Consider the following 23,280-nt stretch of genomic DNA (forward strand, 5'->3'; position numbering starts at 1 on the left):
TCAATAGAGGAATTTTATTCCTAGCACGTTGAGAAAAAAGCACCTTATCAGGTGCTAGACAGGTAAATCTCTTTTCGTAAATAGATATCCCCCTAATGCATATAGAGCCAGTGCAATCATCAACAAGATGCACATAAAACCATATGCACTTTTTTCACCTGATGCTATTTGACTAGAAGGGTATAAACTAAAAATCGTAAAATATTTAAAGATTTCTAACTTTTCTCCAACATTAGATAACATCTGGATTAAGAAAAATAAAATAGGCACACCGGCTCCTATTGAATAGGATAATTTAATTTCATTGCTGATGCAAGAGGCAAAAAAACAAATTCCGCTAATAGCTAAATGTAGGACGTATAAACCAATATTCATCCTAAAAAGAATCATCATATCTAACTCTCCTGGGAACATCAACTGTGCAAAACCTATCTCACCAAGTGTTATTAACATAATTAAAGCACCTAGACTTGTCCACATCACAGTTGCTTGAGTTAAGATAATTTTTCCTCTCGTGAGAGGAGAGGCTAATAAATAAGCCATTGATCCTTGATCAACATAACGCGCAACCAAACGATTGGCCAAAATGATTTCAAAAATCATGGGGAAAACGAGAAACAAAAATCCATAAAGGTACGAAGCTAGAAATTCAATTAACGTTGTTCCAGGATTCGTCATTCCAAAGGCACTCATTAACTCTGGCATTACCTGTGTAAATTGTTCTAGCACTTCTCCAAGTTTTGGATCAAACATTCCTGTAATAATCCCTGTATACATCATTAAGACAGCAAAAATAATAAGAAAAACTTTGTAGCTAGCTTTAAGTTCTCGTTTAAACAAGGTCAAATTTATCACGTTCTATCCCCTCCCATAAAAATGTAAAAACAATTCTTCTAGTGTTGGTGTTGTTGTATCTAAGTCCATAATTTTATACTCTGAGATGAGTTTTAAAAATGGAGGTAGCGTCCCCTGATAATGAACCTTAACTTTTATAGGCGAGATAAGCTTTGCATCTGTCACGTCAGTTGTGAATCTGCTAGCCTCTTCTTCTGTTGCAAATGTTAAGACATAGGATTTATGCTTTGATGCCTTAATTGAATTCACATCCTCAACCGCAATCAGATGTCCATCTTTAATCATTGCCGTTCGATCACATGTTCTTTCTATTTCTTCAAAAATATGTGATGACATAAAAATTGTTTTCCCTCTTTCTTTCTCTGACAAAATAAGTTCAATAAAACGATTTTGCATAAGAGGGTCTAGACCACTCGTCGGTTCATCTAAAATTAAAATTTCTGGATCATGCATAAAAGCACAAACAATCCCAACTTTTTGTTTCATTCCTTTAGACATCTTTTTAATTTTTCCACTCGCATTAAGCTCAAACATTTCCATTAATTCATAGGCTCGGCTTAAATCTTTCATTCCCCGTACACTAGCCGCAAATTTAATAAAGGCGATTCCTGTCATATCATCCATAAAAGCAATTTCCCCCGGAAGGTATCCCAACTTTTTTTGAATACGTGATCGATCTTCCATACAGTCTAATCCATTAATTTTACAACTCCCTGAATTACCATGAATAAAACCCATTAAGTGACGAATAGTCGTCGATTTACCAGCTCCATTTGGTCCTAAAAAACCAAAGACCTCACCCTTAGATACTGATAATGACACATTGAAGATCCCACGTCCTCCCCCGTAATCTTTCGTTAATTGATTAATTTCAATGACACTCATGTTCTTCCCCTCCTGATAAAAATCACCTTCTTAATTGCCTTTTATTCCTAAGGAAATTATATCCTCCTTAAATAGACTGGTCAACCTTATCACAGTCATTTAGACTCTATCTTCTCACTTTTAAAAAAATTATTAATCATCAAAAAATCAGCCAAATTGTCTTTGATTAAGATTACTAACACAAGACTTAAAACACCACTACAAATCCAGACTGCATAAATACTTAAATAACTAATCAAAGTTGAACCCATAATAGCACCAAAACAAAAAGAACCAATAATAATGATATAACTCAAACATTTTATTTTAGATTCTTGATGATGGTGCAAACAGTAAGCTGTCAAATTTTCCGCTGCCGAACGAAGATTCCCCGTACAAACCGTTGTCGCATAAGCAAAACCATGAAGTTTCTTAAAACTACTAATTTGCATCGCACAAATAAAAGATACCATTGAATTAACAATGATTGGAGGATAACTTAACGGATATAAGCCAACGCCAAATAACAGAATAATCTCAATCACTAAAACATATTCATGCCAATAATCATGCTTCTTTACAATTTCTGTTACAACTGCTCCCATAAAAAAAGCAATAATTGGGACAAGATAATAAAGAGCTTGAACAAAATGTCCCTGAGAAATTTGTAAGGTCAATAAAACCATGTTCCCTGTCTGAGCATTAGCAAAAACGCCCCCTCTTAATAAATAAGTATACACATCCAAAAAACCTCCAACAAAAGCTAATAAAATTCCAACTCGCATTGTTTCATGCATTTTTACTTCCTGATTCATAAATCCCCCTCCTACCTATATACAAACAGAAATGTATTTCACTATTATAAATGAGTCTCAATATTGAAGTCTTTTTGATCCTTAGGCGTCACTATAGTCCAGTTAAAAGTTTTTCAAGTGTGAAAAACTTTTAACTGGACTTATATATATAAGTTATGAGACAATATACATCAATTTTCTCAGAACACGTTTTCAATAACAAAAAAGAGGATGACTTTTAACAAAGTCTCCTCTTTTTATTCTTATTCTTCTATCTTTTCAAATCGTTTAAACCTTTGACCATCCCTTGTAATAGTCTCAGTCCACATGGGGCCCCCTGCCTTTGCGAACAGCAAAGGTATCCTCAATTACTGGGGTTATTCTTCTATCTTTTCAAATCGTTTAAACCTTTGACCATCCCTTGTAACAGTCTCAGTCCACATGGGGCCCCCTGCCTTTGCGAATAGCAAAGGTATCCTCAATTACTGGGGTTATTCTTCTATCTTTTCAAATCGTTTAAACCTTTGGCCATCCTTTGTAACAGTCTCAGTCCACATGGGGCCCCCTGCCTTTGCGAATAGCAAAGGTATCCTCAATTACTGGGGTTATTCTTCTATCTTTTCAAATCGTTTAAACCTTTGGCCATCCTTTGTAACAGTCTCAGTCCACATGGGGCCCCCTGCCTTTGCGAATAGCAAAGGTATCCTCAATTACTGGGGTTATTCTTCTATCTTTTCAAATCGTTTAAACGTTTGACCATCCCTTGTAATAGTCTCAGTCCACATACTAGCCGGACGTACCCAAGTACCAAATTCACCATATAAGGCTTTATACACAACCATTTCTTCAAGAGTTTCTGAATGTTTAGCAATAGCTAATACTTCATACTCCTGCCCTTTAAAATGTCTATACTTTCCTAATTGAATTGTCTGTGACATCTCTATGCCTCCTAATACATTTATATTTCTAATAATTTTTCAGCAAACTTATTCATAAACCATCGAATACCTGACCCTACAACTACTTATAAACGAGAAACTCCCCTAGTCGTAAAGAATTTTTAAAAACTACATTCATTTTTCTTTAATATCATTTCAGGCCTTCATTTTTTATTGCCCCTCTATTGTGGATACATAGCCTCTCTAGGATGGGGCTATGAAGCCCTAGCTATTGAGGATTGCTAAGAGCTAACGCTTCTTAGTCTAGGGGATTCACTTTTGTAAATCTAGTAATTCATCTACGCGTTCGATCATATATCGCTGCGCATCTTCTAACCCTTTATTATAAAAATGTGGCCCCATTGTATCAATCAAAAAATCGAGCATTAATTCTGCCGATAAGTGTCCTAACTCCTCATCACGTTCTTTTAAAAAATAGGTTTGAAGCTTTGAAATCATTTCCTCTTTTTGTTTCTTACTTATACAGTCCTTCATAAAAAAACCTCCCTTATCACACTCTAACCAATAGTATATACCCAATCAACCTTATCCTTTTAAATCATTTCATCTTAAATCTTCAACTTTCTTATTCTATTTATATCATAAAGTATTCATCAATTACCAGTTCTACTTTTGACAGGGCCTTTGCTCCCCTCTAAAGCTCAAGTTTATAAAGAAGGTAAAAATCATAAAGAATTCGCCGATAATCGGTATAAAAGTCACGATAACTGACAACTATCAATTAGCATAAGAATACACTATCATTAACAAAGGAGGGTCAGTACAATGAAAAAAGCCTATACTTTTATTTTAATTGGAATGGTCTTCATTTATCTTAATCTACCATTGGTTGGATGGCTTGTTAACATAGCAGGTTACTTATTAATCGTGACTGGAACCCATCTCTTGACTCAACATAAACAAAATAAAGGTCTTGAACTGTCTAAATATCTCTGTATCGGACTAGCCTGCTTTGAACTGTTACAACAAGGATTTTATAATTTAATTGGAAACAACTCTACATACGCTTATATACTGATTATCGCTCTACTACTCATTCAATTTTTTATCTTCTACCTGATTATAAAAGCAGCAGCTGATGAAACTGAATCGCTCGATATTCAAACATACCAACAAGTTTACTTAATCATAGCAATCGTTGGGCTTATCTTATATATTCTCACTTGTTTCTTCTCAGGATTTTTTGCCTTACTCATGGGATTACAAGTCATTGAATTTTGTTTTCTCTGTTATGTCTTCCAATATTTCCGAACACACATCAAATAAAAAATCAACCAGTAACTGGTTGATTTTTTATATCTAGTTATAAATTGCTTTAATTGGTTCTAAATTTGCAGCTTTACGGGCTGGAACAATTCCAAATATAATTCCGATAATAATCGAAGTTGAAGAAGCCCCAACAAAGGCAGATAGTGATAAAATTGGAGTAAATGGTAAGAATAATCCAACGATCTGAGATAATACAAAACCAGTTAAAATCCCGATAATCCCACCGATTAATGTCACAAACATTGCTTCAAATAGAAATTGTAACAGAATAGAATTTGGAGTTGCTCCAATGGCACGACGAATTCCAATTTCTCGTCTACGTTCTGTTACCGAAACGTACATGATATTCATGACACCAATTCCACCTACAAGTAATGAAATCGCCGAAATAAAAGCAATAAACAGGGTAATCGCTGAAATCATCTCATTCATTTCTTTAACCATATCACCTGGATTCCAAGATTCATAGCTTCCATTAATTCCTTCATGCGCTTCTTCAAGTGACTTAATAACCTCACTGATTACGGCATCGTAGTCAAAACCATTTTCGATATAGATATAGGCACTTCTAGGCGCAAACTCTGTCTCATCCACTAAAGTAACAGGGGTTCGATCAAGTGAAGCCTGTTGAACTAAATCATAACTCCAATCAAAGATACTAGCTGGTTTAGCTTGTACACCGATAATCTCATACATAGTTGAATTTATATCGATAGCGACTCCAATAGCCTCTTCTGGACTACTAAATAAACTTAATGCATTTTGATAAGTAATGACGATAACATCATTTAAAACATCACTACTCTCAAAATATCTTCCTGCCGCAAGTTCTGGCTCTGGATAATTTTCATATGCTTCGGCAAAAATCGATGTACTTTGTCCAAAGATACTAGCCGATCCTGATAGGTAAGTAGGAGAACTATCTGAAGAAGATTCTCCATAAAAATCTTTATTAATTTCAGCTTTGCTAACACCTTTAATTTCTTCAATCATAAGGATATCATCATCTGTGATTGGCTTTATCGTTGCCAAATCGTCATAATTATTCGGATAAAAACTGACTTCAATTTTATTTCCCCCAAGTTCAGATGTCGTCTCAGCAAAGTAGGCCTTTACCCCATCACCAATTGCTAAAATAACAACAACAGAACTAATCCCAATAATAATTCCAATCATCGTCAAGAATACGCGGACTTTATTCGCCTTAATATTAATCAAAGCTCCTTGAATAATATTAATTAAATTCATGACATCACCTCTTCATTGAATACCCCATCACGCAGGTAAATGACTTTAGAGGCATACTTCACTAAATCAGGGTCATGTGTCACCATGACGATTGTTTTTCCTGCTTGATTTAAATTATATAAAATGTTCATAATTTCATTACTTGTATTTGTATCTAAAGCCCCTGTTGGTTCATCTGCAAAAATTAGTTGTGGTTCATTAATTAGGGCACGAGCAATCGAAATACGTTGTTGCTGTCCCCCCGATAATTCATGTGGATACTGATTTATTTTTTCTAAAAGGCCGACCATTTGAAGTTGGTGTTTTACTCTCTCAAGTCGCTCTTTTTTTCCAAGTCTGTTGTCGTACTGAAGCGGTAATTCGATATTTTGTCCAATTGTTAACGTTCCAATTAAATGAAACTGTTGAAAGATAAATCCAATATTTCGATTTCTAAAATGAGATCGTTCAACTTCAGTTAAATGCGTGACATCTTTACCATCAAAGATATACTCACCTTCCTCAAATCGATCTAAAAGACCAAGGACATTTAATAACGTCGACTTCCCACCTCCTGATTTCCCCATAATGACAACAAAATCACCTGTTTCAATGTTCAAATTCACTGACTTTAAAACATGTAGCTTATCTTTTCCCACATCATAATACTTTTGAATATTTCTTAATTCAATTAAATTACTCACTAGTTTCACCTTCACTTGGGTTGATTAAAATCTCATCCTTCTCTTTTAATCCAGATTTAACTTTTGTATAGCCTTGTTCTTCTCCTGCAACCTCAATCTTTTGTTTGGCAAACTCTCCCCCATTTTCTACATAAACATAATGACTATCACCCTCAACTACAATCGCCTCGGTTGGAATACTAATTAATTGATCGGCTAATTTGATAGAAACTTGAGCTTGATACCCATTCACGAGTTCAGATTGATCATCTAAACTAACTTTTACAAGATACGTCGATGATGTTGAAGTACCTGAAGTATTTGTCGCTTGAAGTGGATCTTCATCAATAAAGGTAATTTTGCCACTCACCGTTTTATTCGTCGCAATTAATAAGGTCTCAGCTTCCATTCCAACACTGATCTTCGCATAATCCTTTTCTCCAACTGATGCTGTGACATAAAAATCAGGGCTCTTTAACTTTAAAACAACTGGATTTTCTGAACTTGAATCTTCAACAAGTGAAACAACACCACTAAATGGAGCAACTTCTTTGATATATTCTTTTTCTTCAAGTTTTGTTTTTTCTTTAACTAGCGTGTTAATTTGCTCGTCTAAATTATTAAATGTTTCTTGATCTTCATCACTTAGCTGACTTCTTAAATCACTAATCTGTGTATCAAATTCTGCTACCTGTCCGGGTAAATTATATTCTAATTCATTCTTTTGAACATAGCAGCTTTCAATTTGAGCGTCAAGGTCTGCCACTAATGCGGCATCATTCTCATCATCTGGGTTTAACTCATTTTTTTGTTTTACTAATTCATCAAGTTTCTTTAAAATCTGATTCACTTGAGATTTAGTTTCTTGTTGTAATTTTGACTTTTGGTCCTCAATCGATTTAATTTGTTTATTCACCGACTTTGCTGCAGGTGTCCCTTCACTCGATAATTTTGCTTTCTTAGCATTCAATGTCGCAATCTGTTCATTTAAATCATTAATTTGACTCGTGATTTCAGCATTATGATAAGTGATTAACACATCACCAACTTGAACTGAATCTCCATGACTCACATTAATCGTCATTTCTTCACCTTTCGTCACATCCTTTGTGAACGTCGTATATTGTGATGGAATCACACTTCCTGATAAAATAACTTTCTTTTGATTTGGAACAACATATGTATTTTGAAATTGCATTTGCGGTTCCACTTCTGGTTGTGAATTAAATTTCATAACGCCTACTATTAGCATGAGTGTAAGAAGACTAGCTCCCACCCCAATAACGATTTTTTTCTTCTTCAACATCATAACCTCCACTTTATTCTCTAATTAACTTCGAAAGTAATTCTTACTTTTTTTGTACCTTTATCTTAACAAAATAATCTTAAGATATTACCTAAGAAGTTCTTAAGATTATTGTATTTTCTACAAAAAAATCCTCTAGTCGCAATGCCACCTATCATTGCTTAACTAGAGGATTTTAACTTATTCCATCATTGAAAGTAATTCTTCAATCTTTTCGACAACACCATTCTCATCATTACTTTTCGCCATGAATCTTGAAACTTGTTTTAACTGTTCGTGAGCATTTGCCATCGCAAAACTATGGTAAACACTTTGCATCATCTCTAAATCATTCAAGTAATCCCCAAAGGCGGCCGTTTGTTCATGCTCTAACTTAAATAATTTTTTAACGTGTTCAATCGCATATCCTTTATTAGCACCTTTAGCAGTAATATCTAACCAGATTTCGCCCGATACCGACACCTGTTGGGTTTCATAATAATCTTTATAATATGGATACGCATTTTTTTCTGAGCCTGAGAAGTCGCAAATCGTTACTTTTAAAATATCATCGTCCACTTCATCAAAACTCTTCACGACTTGACGACTTTCATAATATTTTTGAACTTGTTCCACAAATCTTTCATCTGTATTCTCAATATAGGCTGCCTTTTTTCCGCAGACAATAATATAAGCATTATCAATTTGACGTCCCACTTCAATTAATTCTTTGGCGACTTGTTTGTCTAAAGCGTTAATTAATACCTCTTCACCTTTATACATCACAAACGTTCCATTCTCTGCGATAAACATTAAATCATCCTTTAATTCTTCAAAACGTTTGGCTAGGTTATAGTATTGGCGTCCACTTGCAATCGCAAAAATAATATCTTTTTCCTTTAACTTTTTAAATGTTTCATAAAATGATGGGTGAATTTCATTTTGACTATTTAATAAAGTCCCATCCATATCAGTCGCAATAAATTTAATCATAATCCCTCTCCTATTCACAGCTAATGTTAAGACCTGTTTGTTCTAACTTTTCTTTAATACGCCCTTCTAACTTAGCATCCGTCATGAGATGCGTAATATCTTGTAACGTGGCAAATTGATAAGATCCATCACGGTTAAACTTTTCATTTTCTATTAGGACGAAAACTTCCTTAGATGATTTAATAATGGTTTTCTTCGTTATCGATTCTTCCGCATTAAAATTGCTAATAAAGTTCTCATCCACATTAATTCCACCAACACCGATAAAGCTTTTATCGAATTTACACATCGCAATTTGCTCATTGGCAAGGGCCCCAATCATCCCACCAAGTGTCGCATTATATTGACCACCAACCATAATAACTTCAACAAATATGTTAGCTGAAAATAAAGGGGGGATTTCAATCATATTTGTCACAATCGTTAAACGTTTATTTAATTTAGATAATTGTTTAGCGAGAGCAAAGTTTGTACTTGAAATATCTAAAAAAATAACTTCTCCTTCATTAATAAATGGAATCGCACGTTTAGCAATTAGCTCTTTTTTATCTAAATCATGATGCATTCGAGTATTAACTCCCTGATCGTGAACGAGTGGACGGATGCTAATAGCACCTCCGTATGTTCGCTTTAAACGCCCCTGTTTTTCAAGCATTTGCAAATCTTTTCGAATCATGCTTTCTGAAACCTTAAATTGTTCACTTAAATCTCGAACTAAAACTTTTCCCTCAATCAATAATAGTTCCTCAATTTTATCTAATCGCTCTTGTAAAAACACTATCTCACCCGCTTTCATTCCCATTTCATATCATTTATTATCGATTATTATTATAAAATATCTTATCTGTTGATACAAGTCCTAATATTGAAAATAAATTTAATAATATCAACCTATTTATTTAGTAATATTACGAATTTATTTTAGTAGATAAACTTAGCTATATATGGTAAATTAAAGATGATAGCGTTTTTAAAATGTAAGAGGGGGAAATCAAGTGTACTTACTAAATAAGAGTAAAAAAGTAATGCTAGCTGCAATCTGTAGTACATCTATTTTTGGTATAACAGCCTTAGCAGAAAATGATTTAGTTAGCAATTCAAGCTTCAATGATGCTTTGAACAACTGGCAAATCGAGGGGGATTCTACGGCTGCTAGTATTAGCAACGCATGGGGATACAACGACTCATCAAGTCTAAATTATTTCTCAAATCAGGATTATGAAGTTCGCACCGAACAAACAATCACTGGACTTGAAAATGGATTTTATCGTTTAGAACTTTATTCTTCAAGTAGTGGTGGTCAAGAAGAACACTATGTTTACGCCAATAATGGTGCAAGAACAAGCATTCCTGTCTCTGATGACTTTATTAAAGTTATATTAGATTTTGAAGTTTTAAATAATGAAGCAACCATTGGAATTTACTCAAATGGTCTACCAGGCACTTGGTCAAACTATGATGAGGTATCCCTACAGAAAAAGGATACTGAGTATCGCATGTTAAAAGGCGGAGACCTGACAATGGTTAACTTTATTGAAGATCTCGGAGGAGAATACTTTGATGAAGATGGAAATGCACGGGATGTTTTTCATATTTTAGCTGAGAATGGATTTAACTTCGCCAGGCTCCGTACTCATAATAATGTCGGACGTGATTTTTTATCACAATCAAGTCCTAGATACTATCTACCAGATGGGTATCAAAATACTGAAGATTTATTAAAAAGTGCAAAACGTGCAAAAGACGTTGGTATGGCAATTGAAGTGACATTAAATTACAGTGACTGGTGGCCAAATGCTGCAAATCAAGAAATTCCTGCCGATTGGCGTGAAGCGATTGAAGGAATGTCAGATAAAGAAGCGGTTGATAAATTAGAGACGTTAGTTTATGACTATACAAAAGAAGTGATGCAAGCGTTAGCGGATCAAGGGACGACGCCTGAATATATTTCACTTGGAAATGAGATGCAATATGGAATTTTATATCCGTATGGGAATGTTGTTAATTTTCAAAATCTAGCGCGCTTTCTAAATGCCGGCTATAAAGCTGTTAAAGAAGTCTCGACAAATACACAAGTCATTCTCCACTTAGACGAGGCAGGAGATGACGATCGCTATTTTTATTTCTTTGATGAGTGTGAAAAATATGGGGTGAACTATGATATTATTGGTTCATCATACTACCCATTTTGGTCAGAGGTAACGGTTGAAGATGTGATGCCTTGGTTTGAGATGCTCGGTGAAAAGTATCAAAAGAAAATTGTGATTATGGAGACAGGATATAAATGGTACCCTGTTACGGCCGATAAAAAACCAGGACAATTAATTACAAATGGGCCTGAAAGTCATGATGCCTCACCACAAGGACAAAAAGAATTTTTAGATGAATTATTTAATGGAATTCGAAACATTGAAAATAACTGGGTGATTGGAGATTTATACTGGGACCCAGTGATGATTAATCATGAGGGTGTTGGCTGGGCAATGATTCGCGGTGCCGCAGAAGATGGAAGCCAGGACATGTCTTTAAACAACGTTGTTTCAAACACGACTTTATTTGATTTTGAAGGAAAAGCACTGCCTGCTCTAAAATCATTTAAGGATACATCTGAAGGAAGTACAGAAGGGATGATTTCAGGTATTGTCTATGATGAAGAAGGCAATATTTTAACGGATGCGACCGTTATCCTAACCGTTGGAAAAGAGAAAGTCACTCGCTCAACTGACAAGTATGGACGCTTCTTCTTAACAAATGTAGAAGCTTCAACAACTTCAGAAGTAAAAGTAAGTAAATCTGGATTCAAGTCCGTCATTACAGCAGTTGATGTCCTCCCAAGTGAAACAACAACGATTGAGTTATCGCTTGAAGCATCGTCAGGAATTATTCCAATTGTGATTGGCGGTATCGTTTTAGTTCTTGCTGTTTTAGGGACGATTTTCGTTCAATTAAAAAAGAAAAAATAACTAATTCTTCAAAAAAATGAAACCCACCAAATTTTAAGTTTGGTGGGTTTCATTTTTTTGAATTGACGGAAGATTTATCAAAATGCTTGTCCCTATTCCAACTTCGCTTTGAATTTTAATTCCAAAGTCATCCCCATATAACAATTTAATTCTTTCATCGACATTATTGATTCCAATACCAGTAAAATGATATTTTTTTCGTCCCATCACCGTATCTGAGCATTCCATCCCAATTCCATTATCAATAATTTCAATATTCAATACTCCATTATACTGATTAATATATACCGTTATTGTCCCACTGTCTAAACCAGCAAAGCCATGGAAAAAGGAATTTTCAATAAACGGCTGAATAATTAATTTAGGAATCATAAATTCTTTACAGTCCTCTGAAATTTGGTAATTAACCTTAATGCCATCCCCATATCGAACTTGATTAATATAAACAAAATACCCTAAATTTTTGATTTCATCGCGAACCGTTGTCATCTCATCAGCTGTTCCAATCACATTTTGTAAGATAGAAATGAGTGAATGAATGGTTTCATCAACCTCGTCGATTCGTTGCTGCTTCGCTAAATATTTAATTGAACTCAATGTATTATATAAAAAATGAGGATTAATTTGCATTTGCAATGCGGTTAATTCAGCTTTACGACGCTGTTCTTGCTCTGAGATGAGATTCGTTACATGTTTATTAATATTATCTAACATCGTATTATATGCTTCTGTAATGAGCTGAATTTCCTCACTTCCTTTATTATCTAAAATATAGCTCTTAAAATCATGTGTTTCAGTAAAAGTCATGTGTTTAGCTAAATGTCGCAACGGATTCGTAATATATCTAGAAAAAATAAAAACAAAAATTCCAGTCAAAATTAATGTTATAAAAATAATTAAAATAATATAATCTCTCAAATATTCTAATGATGAAAATACAATTTCAGGATATATTTCTCCAATTAAATAAGCATCATAAAATGGAAGATACAAACCAATGATTGTCTTATCTACGGTTTTCAATAACTTAATAGGACTTGTTTCAGTTTCATCGATCTCATCTATGGTTTCAAATAGCTCTAATTTATTCAAATATAATTGCGACTTATCACTGCTCGAGAGAACAACTCCACCTTGTGTAATTAAAGAAATTGTCATTCCATCTGTTACATAATCTTCATAGGTTGATGCCACATATGCTTCATCAACAATAACAACTATATAACCTATCAACTGATCTTTTGGATTATACAATGGTTTGGTAACCATTATATTATTCAAATATGGGGATGACTCTTCAAATAACCCCTTTTGCGAATGATAAACTATCTGATTAATAACTTTTCCGTCTTTCATTAGATATTTTTCAAAAAAATGATTAGGAATCGTATCCCATTTTGATGGATTGCTCGTATAATAACGCCCCTCGTTACCCAATGCACTCGACACAATATAATAAGATGATTCTGGTGTTATATACTCCTCATAATCATCTCTAAAATGTCCTATATCCGTCACTAAATTAAATGACTCTAACGTAGATGGTTCGGATGCTAAGATATAATTTTTAAATTCATTACTACTTGAAATTTTACTAATTGCTATCGCAATCTTTGAGTTATAATCTAATAAACCTTTTTGAGCTTGTGTAAAATTCCGCTTAGCGATACTAATGACTTCATCTAACAAGACATGTTTTGAAATAAATAAACAACTAAACCCAATTGTAATTAGAGATACAAAAATAGCAGGTAGCATAATACATAGAATTCTTAAAAAAATCGTGTTATACTTTTTCATTTTTTAAACCAACCTAATTCTTTTCTACGATACATCGATGGGGTCATGCCGACATGCTTTTTAAATACCTTTGAAAAGTAATTATGATCTGAAAATCCAACAATTTTACTAATTTCTGCAATCGTATCTTGGCTATCTCTTAAAAGTTTCTGAGCTTTCTCAATTTTAATTCGGTTAATATAAGTCGTTAGATTTTCACTTGTTTGATTTTTAAAATAGGTGGATAAATAATAATAATTGATATGTAATTTATCTGCAATATCAGATAAGGTAATATCCTCGTTGTAATGTTCTTCGACATACTGGATAACTTTTTCTAAAATAATAGAATTTTTTCTTTCAATTTGCTGATTCATCAGGTCTGATATTTCATTTAATAAAACATTAATTTTATTTAGGATGTTATTAACATCGTGACATTGATCAATTTCTTTAAATAATTTAATTTTTCCCCTATTAATGTGACTAACATCAAACCCTAATGTACTGCTTGTGTTGATAATATTATAAATAATATTTTGAACTAATCGTTTAAAATCATATTCATCGTATAATCTTCTAAATTTAATATTCTCAAAATAATATTCAATATATTTCTTCGCCTCATCCATATGAAATCCTTTAATTAATTTGATGAGTTGTGACATATCAAATTCAAATTCTCCCTGAATACCATCGTTAATTTTAACCGTTTTTTCAAAAACAACAGATTCATTCCAAAAATAAAATAATCGTCCTATTTTACTAGTCAGTTGTTCATTTATTTTTTCTAATTCCTGAACTGTTTTAAACGTTGAACTCACAATAAATTTAATTGAATTTAACTCCTTGTTAAGGGCATCATTTAATATGCTAAGTGAAGCATAAAGATCATCTTCTACAGTGGGTGAGATATTAACTAATAGATAGTATTCACGATCACTACAAACCTCAATATACTGATACCTATTTAAATGAGCCTCCACTATCTTCGATAACTTATCTTTAACATTTTCTTTTTCTTGCTGTGGGATATTTTGTAGTGAACTCTTTATCAATATAAAGATAGATTGATCCATATAACTTGATAACTCTTCAAGATCCCCATGCGAGTTGTTTTTATCAATCAAAATAGATTTCAACAATTGTGATGGATTAAATGGAAGTCGTTGGGAAAAATCATGTTCTCTTAATTCAGTACTAATTTTCGTTAATAAATTAATCAACTGTTCACTTTTTAACTGAGGCTTTAACAAATAGTCTACTGCACCATATTTAAAAGCTTCTCTGACGTAATCAAATTCACTGAAACTACTTAAAATAATGACTTTAATGTGCGGATATCGCTCCTGTACCACTTTCGTAAAATCTATTCCATTCATGAGTGGCATCACAATATCCACAATCACAATATGAGGATTTAATTCTTCAATTAGCACCAAAGCTTCTTCCCCATTAGCTGCTTCCCCTACTATATTAAAACCATAGCTGTTCCAATCACATAAATATTTAAATCCATTTCTTAAAATCAATTCATCATCGACAATAAGCAATTTGAACAAATCTTTCATTGTCATCCCCCACCTCTATTTATTAAAATTGCATCTAATCACTAATATTTTATACTTTATAAAATTATTACTCTATTTCTAATTCTATCAGAAATCGCTTCCAAATATAATCCTATTATTGGTAAATTTTTTACTATAAACGCTTTCTTCATTCTGATAGTATACAAGTATAAGTTAATTATCATATAGGGGGACTTATCAATGAATAGAAAGAAATTATTTACTTCATTAACTACTTTATTTTCAGTCGTGTTATTATCAACCACTGCGGGTTGTAGTTCTTCAAATAATACATCTGATACAACCACCTCATTGAATTCAAATAAAGTAACGGTTTGGTGTTGGGATCAATCTTTTAACGGAAAAGCTTTATCATTTGCCGAGGAGATTTATCAAAAAGATCATCCAGATTTTGAATTAGAAATCATCGATCTTTCAAAAACTGACTTAGAACAAAAATTAACAACTAACCTAGCTTCAGGTATAACGAATTCATTACCAGATATCATTCTTGTTAACGATACAAATGCTCAAAAATATGTTGAATCATATCCAAATACATTTGCTGACTTAACAAACGCTGTTGACTATTCTAACTTCGTTCCATATAAAGTAGCAAGTGTAACAGTTGAAGACAAAGTATACGGAGTTCCATTTGATGTTGGGGTTGCTGGATTATTCTATCGTACAGATTATTTAGAAGAAGCAGGATTTAGTGCTGAAGACTTACAAAACATCACATGGGATCGCTTTATTGAAATTGGAAAAGTAGTCTATGAAAAAACAGGAAAATACTTATGTACAATTAATCCTAATGATGAAACATTAATTTCAATTATGCTTCAGTCAGCAGGTTCTTGGTTTATTACCGGTGAAAATAAAGGAAACTTCACAGACAACCCTGTTATGGATGAATCATTACAAGTTTATTATGAGTTAGCTTCATCCGGTATTGTAAAACCTGTTACAGGTTGGAGTGAATTTGTAAATAGCTTCAACAATGGAGATGTAGCAACGGTTATTTCTGGAGTATGGCAAATTGCAACAATTATGGATGGTACAGATCAAAGTGGTAAATGGGGAGTTGCACCGATTCCAAGCCTCGATGTCGCTGGGGCAACAAATGCTTCAAATGAAGGTGGATCAAGTTGGTTTGTTTTAGATAATGCTGCAAATAAAGAAATTGCCATTGATTTCTTATCTTCAACTTTTGGAAACAATACTGAACTTTACGAACAATTTTTAACAGAATGTGGTGGTGTGGCATCATACTTGCCAGCATTTGAAAGCGATGTTTTTGCTCAACAAGTAGAATTCTTTGGTGGACAACAAATCTATAGCTTATTCTCTAATTGGTTAACTGAAGTACCTAGTATTTCTTTTGGAACTTACACACAAGAAGCTAAAGATGCACTAAAAAATGAATTACCTAGCATTATTAATGGTTCATCAATTAGTGATTCTCTAGAAAATACTCAAAAATTATTCACACAGCAAGTTCAATAGTTTTACATTGTAGAAAGACTGCTTTGAGTGAGTCGCAAAGACAGCTTAAAGCAGTTTTTCTTTAAGTTAAATAGAAAGCTTAAGGTGATTATGATGAAATTAAAGAATTCTAAATTTAGTAATAATTTAACGGGATGGCTATTTATCATCATTCCAACACTATTGATTTTCATTTTTTCGTTTTATCCAATGATTCAATCATTTATTTTATCTTTTTATTCGGGAAAGGGATTAGTAACAAGTTTTGTTGGAATTAATAACTACATTCGATTGTTCTCAGATCCAATGTTTTTACAAGCCGTATCAAATACATTCCTATACTTAATTATTCAAGTTCCAATCATGCTAATTCTTGGATTAGTGATTGCAAATCTGTTAAACTCTCCTAAATTAAAATGTCGTAGCTTTTACCGTACAGCTATTTTCTTACCATGTGTGACATCACTCGTTGCCTACTCTATCCTATTTAAAAGTATCTTTGCATTAGATGGCGTGATTAATAACTTCTTACTATTTATTCATGTCATCGATGAACCCATTGCTTGGCTTCTAGATCCTATTTGGGCAAAAGTTGTTATTATCATTGCCATCACATGGCGATGGACAGGGTATAATATGATTTTTTATTTAGCTTCTATGCAAAATATTGATTCAAGTGTTTATGAAGCTGCTGAAATTGATGGTGCATCAAAGTTTCAACAATTCACCAAAATTACAATTCCTTTATTGAAACCAATTATTTTACTAACAACGATTATGTCGACAAATGGGACCCTTCAATTATTTGATGAAGCCATGAATATTACCAATGGTGGACCAGGTAATTCAACCATGACAATTTCTCAATATATTTATAACTTATCCTTTGTCTATACACCAAACTTTGGTTATGCTGCAACAGTCTCTTACGCCATTGTATTTATGGTGGCGATATTAGCTATTATTCAATTTAAATTGGCGGGTGGTAAAAATGAATAAAATCAGAACAGTTTGCACACATGTATTTCTTTCAATTGCTTCTTTTATTTCAATCTTCCCATTCTTTTGGATGATTGTCGGAATGACGAACTCTTCAACCGATATAGTTAAAGGTAAATTAACATTCGGAAGTGAACTTATCACTAATATTTCAAATTTTTTATCTTCAGTAAATCTAGGTAGTGTCTTATGGACCTCTATTAAAATTTCCGTTTGTGGGACATTTTCAACACTCTTACTTTGTTCAATGGCGGGATATGCATTTGAAATCTATAAGTCAAAATTTAAATCTCGATTAATGGCTTTATTAATGCTTTCAATGATGATGCCTTTCGCAGCATTAATGGTTCCACTCTTTAAAATGTTTAGCGGACTAAACTTAATGAATACAGCAATTGCAGTTGTTTTACCATCTGTCGCAACAGTCTTTATGATTTTCTTCTTCTTACAAAACACGAAATCATTTCCAACTGACCTATTACAATCTGCACGCGTTGATGGCCTAAATGAGTTTCAAGCATTCTTTTACATCTTTATGCCAACGATGAAATCAACTTATGCAGCCGCAGCTATTATTACCTTTATGAGTTATTGGAATAGTTACTTATGGCCTTTAATTGTATTACAAACTCAAGACAATAAAACAATGCCCCTAATTATCTCTTCTCTTGCATCTGCCTACAGTCCTGATTATGGAATGATTATGGTCGCTATCGTTATAACAACAATTCCAACGCTACTTATCTTCTTCTTAATGCAAAAACATTTCGTTGAAGGAATGGTTGGAGCAGTTAAGTAAAATTCACTTTAAGTTAAAATTCCATCTTACTTTCATGCAATTTTTTCATCTCATATTTATTATTTTTAATCTTTTATTATTCAATTTTCTGTAGTCAATAAATCTTCAAGCGTTATTTTTTTATCTACGACGAATTGTCAATACAAATGCGACAGTTTCTCATGAAATAGCTCGAATGAAGTTTTCCACCCTAAACATTTTCGTGGTCGATGATTAATGAGGCAGAGTGCCTCATTAATCTCTTCGTCACTGACTCGTGCTAAATCTGTCTTCTTCGGGAAAAACTCTCGAAGAAGACCATTGGCATTTTCATTACTTCCTCTTTGCCAAGACGAATAGGCATCTGCGAAGTAAACAGGAACCTTTAAATCAGCTTCTACTTTGGAATAACAAGCAAACTCTTTTCCTCGATCAACCGTATAAGTTTTAAAGGTGTCTTTAGGAAAGAGTTTATATAACTCACTAATCGCTCGGTACATTTCTGTTGCTGAGCGATTTTCTATTTTAATGGCCACATAAAAACGTGTTTGACGTTCAACAAAGGTCGCCAAGCAACCTTTACTCTTTCCACGACTTGAAACAACCGTATCTAATTCCCAGTGCCCAAACGTTTCACGTCTTTTTACTTCTTTGGGACGTTGATGAATCGACGTTCCAATGTTAAATCGTCCGCGTGTTTCTCGTGGTTTTCGTCGCTTTCCTTTTTGTCTTAAACAACTTAAATCTCCTAACAAAATGGTTTCATCATAAATCCAACGATAAATGGTTTTAAATGAAAGAACACCCTTTAAAACGGTATTAGAAATTTGTTCAGGCGACCAGGTTAACTTTAAATAATGTTGGATGGTCTGAATGACTTGTTCAGATTTCTTCTCTGGACAACGACAACTTAATCGACGTTGTCCAGCTAATTCTTCTGCTAACTCAGCCTGATACGTCTTTTGAGTATTTCGTTTCAGTTCACGAGCAATCGTTGAATGATGGCGATTTAGTTGTTGAGCGATTTGTCTCGTTGAATAGCCCATTTTTGAAAGAACTTCTATACGTGTGCGCTCAAATGTGTTAAGATGTTTATAACTCATAAATAGATCTCCTTGTTAAGAATTTTGTGTGGTAACTTCATTCTATAACAAAGATCCTATTTATGAGTTTTTTTTTGTGTCGCACTTAATATTACAATCTATCCTACTAAAAAAAATATTTTTTTACTCAATTTTACTTTATTTAATCGCTTTCATCTGATAATATGAGGATGTTAGGTTAACATTTAAGGGGGGACTTAAAAATGGAATCAAATAAAATGAATGTTGCTAGCTTCTTACACGGAGCAGATTATAATCCAGAACAATGGTTAGATCGTCCTGATATCTTAGCTAAAGATATTGAATTAATGAAAGAAGCGAACTGTAATGTCGTTAGTATCGGGATGTTCTCTTGGGCAATGCTAGAGCCAGTTGAAGGTGTTTATAACTTCGATTGGATGGCTAATGTCATTGATCGTTTATATGAAAATGGAATTTATACAATTTTATCTACACCAAGTGGAGCACGACCTAACTGGTTAGCACAAAAATATCCAGAAGTTTTACGTGTTGAAAAAAATCGTGTCCGTAACTTATTTGGACTTCGTCATAATCACTGTTACACTTCACCTATTTACCGTGATAAAGTGGCACAAATTAATGGAGAGTTAGCAAAACGTTTTGCCAATCATCCGGGTGTTATTTTATGGCACTTATCAAATGAATACGGTGGTGAATGTCATTGTCCACTTTGCCAGGAAGCATTCAGAAATTGGTTAAAAGAAAAATATAAAACATTAGATGCTATTAATGATGCCTGGTGGACAACATTCTGGAGTCATCGTTATACATCTTGGGATCAAATCGAAAGTCCCGCACCACATGGTGAAATGATGGTTCATGGTTTAAACTTAGATTGGAATCGTTTCGTTAGCGATCAAACAATCGATTTTATTCGTCACGAGCGTGATAGTGTTAAACCATTTAATCCAAAATTACCAACAACCATCAACATGATGTATTATTTCTTTGGAATTAATTACTTCGATTTAAAAGATGAAATTGATATCGTTTCTTGGGATAGCTACCCGGTTTGGCATAAAGCAACATCAAGTGATTTAAATATCAGTTGCGATACAGCCATGATGCATGATATTATGCGCTCAATTAAAAATGAACCTTTCTTATTAATGGAAAGCACGCCAAGTATGACAAACTGGCAAAATGTCGCGAAACTAAAAAAACCTGGTATGCATATGCTTTCTTCTATGCAAGCTGTTGCTCACGGTTCAAACTCTGTTCAATACTTCCAGTGGCGTAAGAGCCGTGGATCATCGGAAAAATTCCATGGTGCGGTAGTCGACCATTATGGAAAAAGTGATACACGAGTATTCAATGACGTCAAAGAGCTAGGGGCCCGTCTAAAAGGATTATCAGATATTTTAAAAACCAATACTCATCCTGAGGTTGCCATTTTATTCGATTGGGATAATCGCTGGGCAATCGATGATATGCAAGGACCTCGTAATATCGGAATGCACTATAAAGAAACGGTTCAAGAACACTATAAGGCATTCTATGAAATGGGAATTCCAGTTGATTTCGTGGATATGAGCTGTGATATCTCAAAATATAAAGTATTTGTCGCTCCGATGATGTACATGCTTAAATATGGATTTGAAAATAAAATTAAAGAATTCGTTGCAAATGGTGGAACACTCGTGACTACTTACTGGAGTGGCATCGTGAATGAAACTGATCTTTGCTTCCTTGAAGGAACCCCTCACGGTTTAATGGAGGTTGTGGGTCTTCGCAGTGAAGAAATTGATGGATTATTTGATGGAGAAACCAACAGTGCTTCTTCTATCTCATCTCATTGGTTAACAGAAAAAGACTGCTACACCTCATCAGAACTTTGTGACTTAGTCATCCCAAGTACCGCACAAACGTTAATGAAATACAATGAAGACTTCTACAAAGGAATGCCTGCCCTAACCTTAAATCATTTCGGTAAAGGACAAGCGTTCTATATCGCAACTCGTTTTGAAGAATCATTCTACCATGACTTCTACTCTCAATTAGTACAGGAACTTGAATTATCAACGATCCCTGATTTCAATGTTCCTAAAGGAGTTATCGTTTCAACGCGTGATAACTATCGATTCATCCAAAACTTTAACAATCATGAAGTAGAAGCGGAGGCTTTACCAACTCATTACACTGTCGTAGATACTGATAAAGATATCCACCAAAACTTTATTTTAAAACCATTTGAAGTTTTAATTGTAAAAGGCTAAATATCAAAAGGCTAGTTACCTATCCCTGTGGTAACTAGCCTTTTGATTAACTTTCAATATTTAAAATAGTTAATACCTCTTCAAGAGATTTCACACGATAATCTGCTTGCAATTCAGGTTCTCTATTTCCACTTTCATAAAAACAAGTTTTAACCTTGGCCTTTTGTCCTAGAAGAGTTTCAATTTCTCTATCTCCAACAATCATCGCTTCCTTTGGATGAATCTGATACTTGTCTAGTAAGTAATATATTGCCTCAGGATCTGGTTTTCGCGCAAATTGATTATCTTTTGTCACGATCTCTGTGAATAATTCGACCATTCCATTCTTTCTTAAAATGTCGTAAGTAGTACTCCCTCGATGCGTCAAAATGTAATTATATCTTCCCGCCTCTTTAATTCTTTGACAAACCTCTTTAGCATATGGAAATGGTAACATGTTTGATAAATCAATGTGACTTTTTTCATCTTGATATACCTCAGTTAATTCTTCACCTAATAAAAACTGATTTTGATAATATTGAACGGCTGTTTTTTCAGAATTCAAAAATAGCTTTAAAACCTCATCATACTCAGCTTCAATTTCATACTTTTTTAATGCTCTTAAAAAGGCATTGACCATTCCCGGATAGGAATCAAATAGTGTGCCGTCAAAATCCCAAATAATATGTTTAATCATCATCATGGTCCCTACTCATTTATCCTTAAATTAATTCAATATGATTTAAATCTAATTTATATTTAACATCCTTACGCTCCACAATCACATTAATTTTTTCTTTTAATTCAGGATCTTCCATTAGCTTCATCATTAATTCTTTTGTTGGATTAATCGCATATGGTGTTCCAACATGATGGAACATTGTTAAATCCCCTGTCGTATCTCCATAGGCGTAGCTTTGGCTTAAATCAATATCATACTTTTCAACTAACTCACGAAGTGCTTTTTGCTTACTAACCGCATCCCACATTGGAATCACTTCACCATTATATCTTCCTGCTTCATCCGTTTCATAAATCGTTCCTCTGAAATCATCCATTTTATATTTAGCCGCCATTTTACTAACTAATTCAATTGGCGAACCTGAAATAGCAATCACAATATGACCTTGCTCCTTGTGCCATTTCATACGCTCACGAGAAAATGTATAAATACGATCACCTTTTTGGTTAATGACTTTTTGTGCAACGTGATCGATATGTTCTTTACTAACTCCTAAAATAGCTTGTTTATAAGCATCGACCATCTTCAATAAGTACTCATCATAGTCTCCTTCACGTCGGTCCCATTTTAAATAGACGGGCTTGATTTCGTTATGCCAAACATCTTCTTCAATTAATTCATATTTAATAATTTTTTTAAAAACCTCCGTAATTAAACCTTCTCGATAAATCGTTCCATCTATATCAAAAAATGCTGCAATTTTAGTCATAAAATG

21 protein-coding genes are annotated in these 23,280 nt (G+C 33.7%); 6 read left to right on the top strand and 15 right to left on the bottom strand.

Translation table 11 applies throughout. The annotated features are described in order from the left end of the window. Positions 1 to 54 precede the first annotated feature (54 nt). The 5 genes from HLK68_RS02335 to HLK68_RS02355 all read right to left on the bottom strand — a co-directional run bounded on the left by HLK68_RS02335 (position 55) and on the right by HLK68_RS02355 (position 3,946). The gene (locus HLK68_RS02335; protein WP_006784160.1) at positions 55 to 855 is read right to left on the bottom strand and encodes an ABC transporter permease subunit; all 801 of its coding nucleotides are present in this window, start codon (positions 853 to 855) and stop codon (positions 55 to 57) included. Positions 856 to 858: 3 nt separating this feature from the next. Further along, on the bottom strand, positions 859 to 1,740 hold the full coding sequence (locus tag HLK68_RS02340) for an ABC transporter ATP-binding protein (protein WP_006784161.1): 882 nt from the start codon (positions 1,738 to 1,740) through the stop codon (positions 859 to 861). A gap of 95 nt (positions 1,741 to 1,835) precedes the next feature. Then, a complete protein-coding gene (locus HLK68_RS02345) occupies positions 1,836 to 2,534 on the bottom strand; it encodes a YoaK family protein (RefSeq protein WP_006784162.1) in 699 nt (232 codons plus the stop codon). 698 nt (positions 2,535 to 3,232) lie between these two features. Continuing rightward, complete coding sequence (locus HLK68_RS02350) at positions 3,233 to 3,451, bottom strand: DUF1653 domain-containing protein (protein WP_055163793.1); 219 nt, start codon at positions 3,449 to 3,451, stop codon at positions 3,233 to 3,235. 273 nt (positions 3,452 to 3,724) lie between these two features. Continuing rightward, positions 3,725 to 3,946 (bottom strand): DUF2164 domain-containing protein, encoded by a 222-nt coding sequence (locus HLK68_RS02355; protein ID WP_006783278.1) that lies wholly within the window; start codon positions 3,944 to 3,946, stop codon positions 3,725 to 3,727. Between the two features lie 291 nt (positions 3,947 to 4,237). On the opposite strand from HLK68_RS02355, the gene HLK68_RS02360 reads away from it, so the two are divergent. Beyond that, positions 4,238 to 4,738 carry a hypothetical protein gene (locus HLK68_RS02360; RefSeq protein WP_006783279.1) on the top strand — a complete coding sequence of 167 codons (501 nt, stop codon included), beginning with the start codon at positions 4,238 to 4,240 and terminating at the stop codon, positions 4,736 to 4,738. A 33-nt stretch (positions 4,739 to 4,771) separates the two neighbouring features. Here HLK68_RS02360 and HLK68_RS02365 read toward each other — a convergent pair whose 3' ends face one another. From HLK68_RS02365 to HLK68_RS02385, 5 genes are all read right to left on the bottom strand, one after another. Then, the gene (locus HLK68_RS02365; RefSeq protein ID WP_006783280.1) at positions 4,772 to 5,989 is read right to left on the bottom strand and encodes an ABC transporter permease; all 1,218 of its coding nucleotides are present in this window, start codon (positions 5,987 to 5,989) and stop codon (positions 4,772 to 4,774) included. Next, positions 5,986 to 6,672, bottom strand: a complete 687-nt coding sequence (locus HLK68_RS02370; RefSeq protein ID WP_006783281.1) for an ABC transporter ATP-binding protein — start codon at positions 6,670 to 6,672, stop codon at positions 5,986 to 5,988. The genes HLK68_RS02365 and HLK68_RS02370 overlap by 4 nt, the downstream gene beginning before the upstream one ends. Beyond that, positions 6,665 to 7,957 (bottom strand): biotin/lipoyl-binding protein, encoded by a 1,293-nt coding sequence (locus HLK68_RS02375; protein ID WP_132942811.1) that lies wholly within the window; start codon positions 7,955 to 7,957, stop codon positions 6,665 to 6,667. Before HLK68_RS02375 ends, HLK68_RS02370 begins: the two co-directional genes overlap by 8 nt. Before the next feature lie 180 nt (positions 7,958 to 8,137). Then, positions 8,138 to 8,929, bottom strand: a complete 792-nt coding sequence (locus HLK68_RS02380) for an HAD family hydrolase (RefSeq protein ID WP_006783283.1) — start codon at positions 8,927 to 8,929, stop codon at positions 8,138 to 8,140. 10 nt (positions 8,930 to 8,939) lie between these two features. After that, complete coding sequence (locus tag HLK68_RS02385; RefSeq protein WP_009607640.1) at positions 8,940 to 9,707, bottom strand: DeoR/GlpR family DNA-binding transcription regulator; 768 nt, start codon at positions 9,705 to 9,707, stop codon at positions 8,940 to 8,942. Positions 9,708 to 9,924: 217 nt separating this feature from the next. Between HLK68_RS02385 and HLK68_RS02390 the strand changes: the two genes are divergently transcribed. Next, entirely contained in the window at positions 9,925 to 11,892 is a 1,968-nt protein-coding gene (locus tag HLK68_RS02390) for a glycosyl hydrolase 53 family protein (RefSeq protein WP_132942810.1), read from the top strand. Between the two features lie 33 nt (positions 11,893 to 11,925). Here HLK68_RS02390 and HLK68_RS02395 read toward each other — a convergent pair whose 3' ends face one another. Together HLK68_RS02395 and HLK68_RS02400 are read right to left on the bottom strand one after the other, a co-directional pair. After that, positions 11,926 to 13,692, bottom strand: coding sequence for a sensor histidine kinase (locus HLK68_RS02395; protein WP_132942809.1), 1,767 nt, complete (start codon positions 13,690 to 13,692; stop codon positions 11,926 to 11,928). Beyond that, positions 13,689 to 15,242 (bottom strand): response regulator transcription factor, encoded by a 1,554-nt coding sequence (locus tag HLK68_RS02400; protein ID WP_170837660.1) that lies wholly within the window; start codon positions 15,240 to 15,242, stop codon positions 13,689 to 13,691. Before HLK68_RS02400 ends, HLK68_RS02395 begins: the two co-directional genes overlap by 4 nt. A gap of 201 nt (positions 15,243 to 15,443) precedes the next feature. Between HLK68_RS02400 and HLK68_RS02405 the strand changes: the two genes are divergently transcribed. The 3 genes from HLK68_RS02405 (at position 15,444) to HLK68_RS02415 (ending at position 18,525) form a co-directional block, all read left to right on the top strand. Next, a complete protein-coding gene (locus HLK68_RS02405) occupies positions 15,444 to 16,748 on the top strand; it encodes an ABC transporter substrate-binding protein (protein ID WP_006783288.1) in 1,305 nt (434 codons plus the stop codon). Between the two features lie 93 nt (positions 16,749 to 16,841). After that, positions 16,842 to 17,726 (top strand): carbohydrate ABC transporter permease, encoded by an 885-nt coding sequence (locus tag HLK68_RS02410; RefSeq protein ID WP_006783289.1) that lies wholly within the window; start codon positions 16,842 to 16,844, stop codon positions 17,724 to 17,726. Continuing rightward, positions 17,719 to 18,525, top strand: coding sequence for a carbohydrate ABC transporter permease (locus HLK68_RS02415; RefSeq protein WP_006783290.1), 807 nt, complete (start codon positions 17,719 to 17,721; stop codon positions 18,523 to 18,525). The genes HLK68_RS02410 and HLK68_RS02415 overlap by 8 nt, the downstream gene beginning before the upstream one ends. Before the next feature lie 137 nt (positions 18,526 to 18,662). On the opposite strand, the gene HLK68_RS02420 is transcribed toward HLK68_RS02415, so the two are convergent. Further along, the gene (locus tag HLK68_RS02420) at positions 18,663 to 19,607 is read right to left on the bottom strand and encodes an IS30 family transposase (protein WP_055164393.1); all 945 of its coding nucleotides are present in this window, start codon (positions 19,605 to 19,607) and stop codon (positions 18,663 to 18,665) included. 203 nt (positions 19,608 to 19,810) lie between these two features. Here HLK68_RS02420 and HLK68_RS02425 point away from each other — a divergent pair, with 203 nt between their 5' ends. After that, the gene (locus tag HLK68_RS02425) at positions 19,811 to 21,844 is read left to right on the top strand and encodes a beta-galactosidase (protein WP_132942559.1); all 2,034 of its coding nucleotides are present in this window, start codon (positions 19,811 to 19,813) and stop codon (positions 21,842 to 21,844) included. A 46-nt stretch (positions 21,845 to 21,890) separates the two neighbouring features. On the opposite strand, the gene HLK68_RS02430 is transcribed toward HLK68_RS02425, so the two are convergent. Next, positions 21,891 to 22,523 (bottom strand): HAD-IA family hydrolase, encoded by a 633-nt coding sequence (locus tag HLK68_RS02430; protein WP_055163969.1) that lies wholly within the window; start codon positions 22,521 to 22,523, stop codon positions 21,891 to 21,893. Positions 22,524 to 22,545: 22 nt separating this feature from the next. Continuing rightward, positions 22,546 to 23,274, bottom strand: coding sequence for an HAD family hydrolase (locus tag HLK68_RS02435; RefSeq protein WP_055163807.1), 729 nt, complete (start codon positions 23,272 to 23,274; stop codon positions 22,546 to 22,548). Positions 23,275 to 23,280 lie beyond the last annotated feature (6 nt).

It is taken from the genome of Turicibacter sanguinis (genome assembly GCF_013046825.1).
GTDB classification, from domain to species: Bacteria; Bacillota_I; Bacilli_A; order MOL361; family Turicibacteraceae; genus Turicibacter; species Turicibacter sanguinis.

Excerpts from the sequence above, each read along its gene's own strand:
- HLK68_RS02340 (WP_006784161.1), bottom strand. The coding sequence starts at position 1,740 with ATGAGTGTCATTGAAATTAATCAATTAACGAAAGATTACGGGGGAGGA.
- HLK68_RS02345 (WP_006784162.1), bottom strand. The coding sequence starts at position 2,534 with ATGAATCAGGAAGTAAAAATGCATGAAACAATGCGAGTTGGAATTTTA.
- HLK68_RS02350 (WP_055163793.1), bottom strand. The coding sequence starts at position 3,451 with ATGTCACAGACAATTCAATTAGGAAAGTATAGACATTTTAAAGGGCAG.
- HLK68_RS02355 (WP_006783278.1), bottom strand. The coding sequence starts at position 3,946 with ATGAAGGACTGTATAAGTAAGAAACAAAAAGAGGAAATGATTTCAAAG.
- HLK68_RS02360 (WP_006783279.1), top strand. The coding sequence starts at position 4,238 with ATGAAAAAAGCCTATACTTTTATTTTAATTGGAATGGTCTTCATTTAT.
- HLK68_RS02365 (WP_006783280.1), bottom strand. The coding sequence starts at position 5,989 with ATGAATTTAATTAATATTATTCAAGGAGCTTTGATTAATATTAAGGCG.
- HLK68_RS02375 (WP_132942811.1), bottom strand. The coding sequence starts at position 7,957 with ATGTTGAAGAAGAAAAAAATCGTTATTGGGGTGGGAGCTAGTCTTCTT.
- HLK68_RS02380 (WP_006783283.1), bottom strand. The coding sequence starts at position 8,929 with ATGATTAAATTTATTGCGACTGATATGGATGGGACTTTATTAAATAGT.
- HLK68_RS02395 (WP_132942809.1), bottom strand. The coding sequence starts at position 13,692 with ATGAAAAAGTATAACACGATTTTTTTAAGAATTCTATGTATTATGCTA.
- HLK68_RS02400 (WP_170837660.1), bottom strand. The coding sequence starts at position 15,242 with ATGAAAGATTTGTTCAAATTGCTTATTGTCGATGATGAATTGATTTTA.
- HLK68_RS02405 (WP_006783288.1), top strand. The coding sequence starts at position 15,444 with ATGAATAGAAAGAAATTATTTACTTCATTAACTACTTTATTTTCAGTC.
- HLK68_RS02410 (WP_006783289.1), top strand. The coding sequence starts at position 16,842 with ATGAAATTAAAGAATTCTAAATTTAGTAATAATTTAACGGGATGGCTA.
- HLK68_RS02415 (WP_006783290.1), top strand. The coding sequence starts at position 17,719 with ATGAATAAAATCAGAACAGTTTGCACACATGTATTTCTTTCAATTGCT.
- HLK68_RS02420 (WP_055164393.1), bottom strand. The coding sequence starts at position 19,607 with ATGAGTTATAAACATCTTAACACATTTGAGCGCACACGTATAGAAGTT.
- HLK68_RS02425 (WP_132942559.1), top strand. The coding sequence starts at position 19,811 with ATGGAATCAAATAAAATGAATGTTGCTAGCTTCTTACACGGAGCAGAT.
- HLK68_RS02430 (WP_055163969.1), bottom strand. The coding sequence starts at position 22,523 with ATGATGATTAAACATATTATTTGGGATTTTGACGGCACACTATTTGAT.
- HLK68_RS02435 (WP_055163807.1), bottom strand. The coding sequence starts at position 23,274 with ATGACTAAAATTGCAGCATTTTTTGATATAGATGGAACGATTTATCGA.